The 6000-nt window shown below is 60.7% G+C and carries 8 protein-coding genes; 5 read left to right on the forward strand and 3 right to left on the reverse strand.

What is annotated here, in order from left to right; genetic code table 11:
* Window positions 1-121 precede the first annotated feature (121 nt).
* A complete protein-coding gene (locus tag H8S56_RS23735) occupies window positions 122-1123 on the forward strand; it encodes an LLM class flavin-dependent oxidoreductase (RefSeq protein ID WP_024695458.1) in 1002 nt (333 codons plus the stop codon).
* Window positions 1124-1256: 133 nt separating this feature from the next.
* Here the strand turns inward: H8S56_RS23735 and H8S56_RS23740 are convergent, their stop codons facing one another.
* Window positions 1257-1481: a DUF1161 domain-containing protein gene (locus H8S56_RS23740; RefSeq protein ID WP_187519946.1), complete on the reverse strand. Its 225-nt coding sequence runs from the start codon at window positions 1479-1481 to the stop codon at window positions 1257-1259.
* 160 nt (window positions 1482-1641) lie between these two features.
* Window positions 1642-1857, reverse strand: a complete 216-nt coding sequence (locus H8S56_RS23745) for a dodecin (protein ID WP_024685734.1) — start codon at window positions 1855-1857, stop codon at window positions 1642-1644.
* A 166-nt stretch (window positions 1858-2023) separates the two neighbouring features.
* Here H8S56_RS23745 and H8S56_RS23750 point away from each other — a divergent pair, with 166 nt between their 5' ends.
* Window positions 2024-2350, forward strand: a complete 327-nt coding sequence (locus H8S56_RS23750) for a DUF883 family protein (protein WP_024685733.1) — start codon at window positions 2024-2026, stop codon at window positions 2348-2350.
* On the opposite strand, the gene H8S56_RS23755 is transcribed toward H8S56_RS23750, so the two are convergent.
* Window positions 2351-3307 carry a LysR family transcriptional regulator gene (locus H8S56_RS23755; protein ID WP_187519947.1) on the reverse strand — a complete coding sequence of 319 codons (957 nt, stop codon included), beginning with the start codon at window positions 3305-3307 and terminating at the stop codon, window positions 2351-2353. It lies immediately after the preceding gene.
* A gap of 79 nt (window positions 3308-3386) precedes the next feature.
* Between H8S56_RS23755 and trpB the strand changes: the two genes are divergently transcribed.
* From trpB to H8S56_RS23770, 3 genes are all read left to right on the forward strand, one after another.
* Entirely contained in the window at window positions 3387-4616 is a 1230-nt protein-coding gene (gene trpB, locus H8S56_RS23760; protein WP_024685731.1) for a tryptophan synthase subunit beta, read from the forward strand.
* Window positions 4613-5425 (forward strand): tryptophan synthase subunit alpha, encoded by an 813-nt coding sequence (trpA, locus tag H8S56_RS23765; RefSeq protein WP_187519948.1) that lies wholly within the window; start codon window positions 4613-4615, stop codon window positions 5423-5425. Before trpB ends, trpA begins: the two co-directional genes overlap by 4 nt.
* 125 nt (window positions 5426-5550) lie before the next feature.
* Window positions 5551-6000: anti-virulence regulator CigR family protein (locus H8S56_RS23770; protein ID WP_187519949.1), on the forward strand; the 450-nt coding region annotated here is incomplete at its 3' end.

Here is a 6000-nt window from a genome sequence, read left to right on the forward strand (position 1 = left end):
GCATTTAAGTAGGTTTTTTAAGGTTCCTCTATTGAAACCCCAGGCTTGTGCCCGCACTGTTGTTTCATTGTGGGCAGCTCCTTGAGCCGACCCATCACAATTCGAGGAGCTACCCTGGCCTATGAAACGTTTGGCAGATGTAAAGATTTCCACCCTGGACCTGGTGCCCGTGCGCCACGATAAAGGCCCCGCCGAGTCCCTGCGCAATTCGCTGAACCTGGCGCAACACGTTGAAAAACTGGGCTACAACCGCTTTTGGGTGGCCGAACACCACAACATGGACGGCATCGCCAGTTCGGCGACGTCGGTGCTGCTGGCTTATCTGGCGGGCGGCACTTCAACGATCCGCGTCGGCTCAGGCGGGATCATGCTGCCCAACCACGCGCCGCTGGTGATCGCCGAACAGTTCGGCACCCTGGCAAGCCTGTATCCGGACCGCATCGACCTGGGCCTCGGACGTGCGCCGGGTTCCGATCAGATGACCGCCCGCGCACTGCGCAGGGAACGCTCGGGCAGTGCGGATGACTTTCCGGATGACGTGACCGAACTGATGGAATACCTCGGGCCGCGCACGCCTGATCAAAAAGTGATCGCCGTACCGGGCTCAGGTACTCACGTACCGATCTGGCTGCTGGGCTCAAGCCTGTTCAGCGCGCAACTGGCGGGCATGCGTGGCTTGCCCTATGCCTTCGCATCGCACTTTGCGCCGCGCTACATGCACGAAGCGATTCGCGTCTATCGCAACCACTTTCAGCCTTCGGCTGTGCTCGACAAGCCTTACGTGATGCTTGGCGTCCCCCTTTCAGCGGCTGACACCGATGAGCAGGCCGAATACCTGGCCACGTCTGTGTACCAGCGCATTCTGGCGCTGATGCGTGGGCACAGCCTGATGCAGCGTCCACCTGTGGAGTCCATGGACGGCCTGTGGCTGCCGCACGAACGCGAAGCGGTGGCGAGCTTTCTGGGTCTGGCGATGGTGGGCGGCCCGGACAAGATCCGCGCCAAACTGGATGTGCTGCTGGAACAGACCGACGCTGACGAGCTGATCTTCACCTGCGACATGTATGAGCATCAGGATCGCCTGAGGTCCTACGAGATTCTCGCTCAGGTCGCACACGGCTAAGGTCGTTCGCGCCGCAATGAAAACGCCCGCGTCACTGGCTGAATCAACATTCAGACAGTGGCGCGGGCGTTTTTTTACAGCCTGCACACGGGGTCGAGCAACGGGCTGGATTTACATCGAGCCTGCCTGACTATCAACCGCGCTTGTAAACGATTTCCTTGGTGCCGGCGTCGCAAGTGCCAACCACTTGCTGACCGTCTGCACTGCCTTTCTCGACCGCTTCAAGCGTGTAGGACGAAACACCCTTGGCCTGAAGCTTGGCGTCGATTTCACTTTTCAGCTCTTCACAAGGCTTGCCTGCCGCCAGAGCGGTGCCCGCGATGCTCAACAAGCCTGCAGCCAACAAAAACTTCTTCATGGGTATTCCCTCTCGTCCGGCCAAATGCAGACGCCATCGGAACAGGCGCCCAGTCAACATTGCTGCGCTCACGTTCAAGCCATTCGTTTTGAAACGTCATGGCTCATGAACGGTGTAGCGCAGGTTATGGCAATCAGCCAGCCGAAAGGTTCAGGGCTGATCAGCTTGCTTCGATACGAAAGCCGACTTTCAGGGTGACCTGGTAGTGCCCGACCTTGCCGTCCACGATGTGGCCACGGGTCTCGGTCACTTCAAACCACTCAAGGTTCTTGATGCTCTTGCTGGCCTCGGCCAGTGCATTCTGGATGGCGTCTTCGACGGTGGTCTTGGACGAGCCGACGATTTCGACTTTTTTGTACGTGTGGTGATCACTCATGGCAGTTCTCCTGAAGGTCTGTGAACACGTCGTTAAAACCAACGCTCCAGACTTCTGTCAGGAAAAAGCAGGTAAAAGTTCAGACTTTGCAAAATGGCATCGCACTTTCCAAAAAGCCCGGAGTCGGAAACAACACACGCCCACTCATCATTGCAGGAGAAACACCATGGCTAGTACCTCACTTCGCAAGGCCTCGTTGCAGAGTATGGAAGCGGAGATCGAGAGCCTCTTGAAATCTCTCGAAGGTCTGAAAGCCGACGCTACCGACGAGTCGCGCAAGACCCTGAAGAATCTCAAGGCCAATGCTGAAAGTGCTCTGAGCCATTCGCGCAGCCTGCTCAGCGATGTCTACGAAGACGTCAAAGAGAAAACCCGCGAAAACGCACTGGCCACTCGTGACTATGCCCAGGAACACCCTTGGACCACCGCAGGCGTTGCTGTCGGTGCCCTCGGTCTGCTGGCAGCCTACCTGCTGTGCAAGCGCGGTAACTGATCAGTTTCTGATCGGGTCCCCAGATTGCAGCAGCTCGTTTTCAAGCCACTGAGCCAATTGCTGCGCACGGCCATCGGCCACGCGTCTGGGCACCCATAACGCCAGTTGCGCCGGGGTTTCACTGAAGCCCCATGGCGCAACCAGGCGGCCCGCCTTCAGGTCATCGACCACCAGAGGCTCGGGTGCAATCGCAATACCAAGGCCTGCCACGGCCGCCTCCAGCAAATAATACAAATGCTCGAAACCCTGTCCGAAACGCAGTGATTGCGGATCGATCCCGTTCTGTTGTGCCCAGCTCGGCCAGGCCTGGGGTCGCGATGTGGTTTGCAGCAGGGACTCGCTCAGCAATGCATCAGCAGGCGCATCGCGCAGGCTGTCGAAACGCGCGAATCGCGGGCTCAGCACCGGACCGATTCGTTCGCTGGCCAGCTCAAAGACCTGCATGTCGGCAGGCCACGGCGGCTCGGCAAATACCAGCAGGGCATCCAGGCCGGGACGACGCGGGTCCAGATCGCCTTCGCCGGCCGACAGGTGCAGGCGCAGATCCGGCAATTCCGCATTCAGACGACTCAGGCGCGGAATGAACCAGCGCGCCAGCAGACTGCCCGAGCACCCCAGCACGAAGGGCGCGTCGGCGCTGCCCTGGCTCAGCTCAGCGCACACGCTGCGCAAACGCTCGAAGGCCTCGCCGCTGACGTCACGCAGACGAATGCCCGCATCTGTGAGTTTCAGGCCGCGTCCGTCCTTGCTGAACAGGTTGACGCCCAGGTGCTCTTCAAGCACCTTCAATTGACGACTGACCGCGCCATGGGTGACGTGCAGCTGCTCGGCGGCCTGACTGACGCTGCCCAGTCGGGCAGTGCTTTCGAAGGCGCGCAAAGCGTTCAACGGTGGAAGATCGCGGCTCATGATCTGTGAGTTTTCCTGACAGGTTGTGGCGATCTTATCGGTTTTCATCCGGGCGCGCGCTGGTTAAAGTGGAGTCATTGCCAAACCGGCTCACCCCATTCGCTTGATACACCTACTGGAGCACTTCATGACCCAGACCCAATTTCGCAACGGCCCCGACGCCAACGGCCTGTTCGGCTCCTTCGGCGGCCGCTACGTCGCTGAAACCCTGATGCCACTGGTCCTTGATCTCAACCGTGAGTACGAAGCCGCCAAGGCCGACCCTGAATTCGCCAAAGAGATGGCCTACTTCCAGCGCGATTACGTGGGCCGTCCAAACCCGCTGTATTTCGCCGAACGCCTGACCGAGTTCTGCGGCGGCGCGAAGATCTACTTCAAGCGCGAAGAGCTGAACCACACCGGCGCGCACAAGATCAACAACTGCATCGGCCAGGTGCTGCTCGCCAAGCGCATGGGCAAAAAACGCCTGATCGCTGAAACCGGTGCCGGCATGCACGGTGTTGCGACGGCCACCGTTGCGGCACGCTTCGGTCTGCCTTGCGTGATCTACATGGGCGCCACCGACATCGAGCGCCAGCAGGCCAACGTATTCCGCATGCGGCTGCTGGGTGCCGAAATCGTCCCGGTCACCTCCGGCACCGGCACCTTGAAGGATGCGATGAACGAAGCCCTGCGTGACTGGGTGACCAACGTCGACGACACCTTCTACCTGATCGGTACCGTGGCAGGCCCGCACCCTTACCCGGCGATGGTTCGCGATTTCCAGGCCATCATCGGCAGGGAAACCAAAGAGCAGATGCAGGAGAAAGAAGGTCGTCTGCCGGACAGCCTGATCGCCTGCGTCGGCGGTGGCTCCAACGCGATGGGCCTGTTCCATCCGTTCCTGGATGACGCCAGCGTAGAAATCATCGGTGTGGAAGCGGGCGGCCACGGTGTTGATACCGACAAGCATGCGGCCAGCCTCAACGGCGGTATACCGGGCGTGTTGCACGGCAACCGCACTTACCTGCTGCAGGACAAAGACGGGCAGATCACCGACGCCCACTCGATTTCCGCCGGTCTGGACTACCCGGGCATCGGCCCGGAACACGCCTTCCTGCACGAAGTGAAGCGTGTGGAGTACGTAAGCATCACCGACGAAGAGGCGCTGGACGCCTTCCATCAGTGCTGCGTGCTCGAAGGCATCATCCCGGCGCTGGAAACCGCGCACGCGCTGGCCGAAGCCATGAAACGCGCCACCAACCTGCGCGATGATCACTTAATGGTCGTGTGCCTGTCCGGGCGCGGCGACAAAGACATGCAGACCGTCATGAGCCACATGGCAGCCGCTGAAAAGACTCAGGAGACGCTGGTATGAGCCGCCTCGAACAACGTTTCGCCCAGCTGAAAACCGAAGGTCGTGCGGCACTGGTGACCTTCGTCACCGCAGGCGACCCCGGCTACGACACTTCGTTGAAAGTCCTCAAAGGCCTGCCGGCTGCAGGCGCTGACGTGATCGAACTGGGCATGCCCTTCACCGACCCGATGGCCGATGGCGTTGCCATTCAGCTGGCCACCCTGCGGGCGCTGGATGCCGGTCAAACGCTGCCGAAAACCCTGGAGATGGTTCGTGAGTTTCGCGTCGAAGACCAGACCACACCGATCGTGCTGATGGGTTACTACAACCCCATTCACCGTTTTGGCGTCGAGAAGTTCGTGTCCCAGGCCAAGGAGGCGGGTGTCGACGGTCTGATCATCGTTGACCTGCCGCCCGAGCACGACGCCGAACTGGCAACGCCAGCCCAGGCCTCGGGCATCGACTTCATCCGCCTGACCACACCGACCACCGACGATGCGCGCCTGCCGCGTGTGCTGGAGCGCAGCTCCGGCTTCGTTTACTACGTGTCGGTTGCGGGCGTGACGGGTGCGGGTTCGGCGACCACTGAACACGTCGAAGCAGCCATCGCACGCCTGCGTCGCCACACTGATCTACCGATCAGCGTCGGCTTCGGCATTCGTACACCCGAGCAGGCAGCTGCAATTGCGCGTCTGGCCGAGGGTGTAGTGGTGGGTTCGGCACTGGTCGACCAGATCGCCAACGCCAAATCGCCGGAGCAGGCGGTGGACGGCGTACTGACCTTGTGCGCCGCGCTGGCCGAGGGTGTACGTAACGCCCGCGTCAGCTGAGGGTAAAGATTCTGATACAGAGGAATCAAAGCGTCCGCAGCGGTTCTATGTAGCAAGACACAAGGGGTTCATGACCAGGTCATGAACCCCTTTTTGCTGCATTGAGTAAAGCCGAGGAAGCACCCATGAAACTGCCAAACCGTTTTATCACCGGGCTGGGTATCCTGATGATCAGCGCCAGCCCGCTGCTTCAGGCTGCGCCGCCAGACCCGCGTGGTAATGGCCCGGACGATAACCGTGGCGGCCAGCAGCAAGGCCCGCGCGACAATGACGGCCCTGGCAATCGCGGCAATGGTAGAGGTCCGGGACCCGCTCATCAGGACAATCGCCGCGGCGGCCCACCCCAGGATTTTGGCCCCGTGCGCGAGACATTCCAGCAACACCGTGACGTCATCGGCCGTGGCCAGCCGCTGCCGCCTGGCATTCACATCGCCAAAGGCAAACCGCTGCCACCCGGCTACGGCAAACGCCTGGACAGCCGCTCCTTGCAATACCTACCGCACTACGACGGCTACGAATGGCGTCGCCTGGGCACAGACGTGGTCCTGATCGCCGTAGGCTCGGGGATCGTCTAT

Source organism: Pseudomonas triticifolii (genome assembly GCF_014358015.1).
Classification (GTDB): Bacteria; Pseudomonadota; Gammaproteobacteria; order Pseudomonadales; family Pseudomonadaceae; genus Aquipseudomonas; species Aquipseudomonas triticifolii.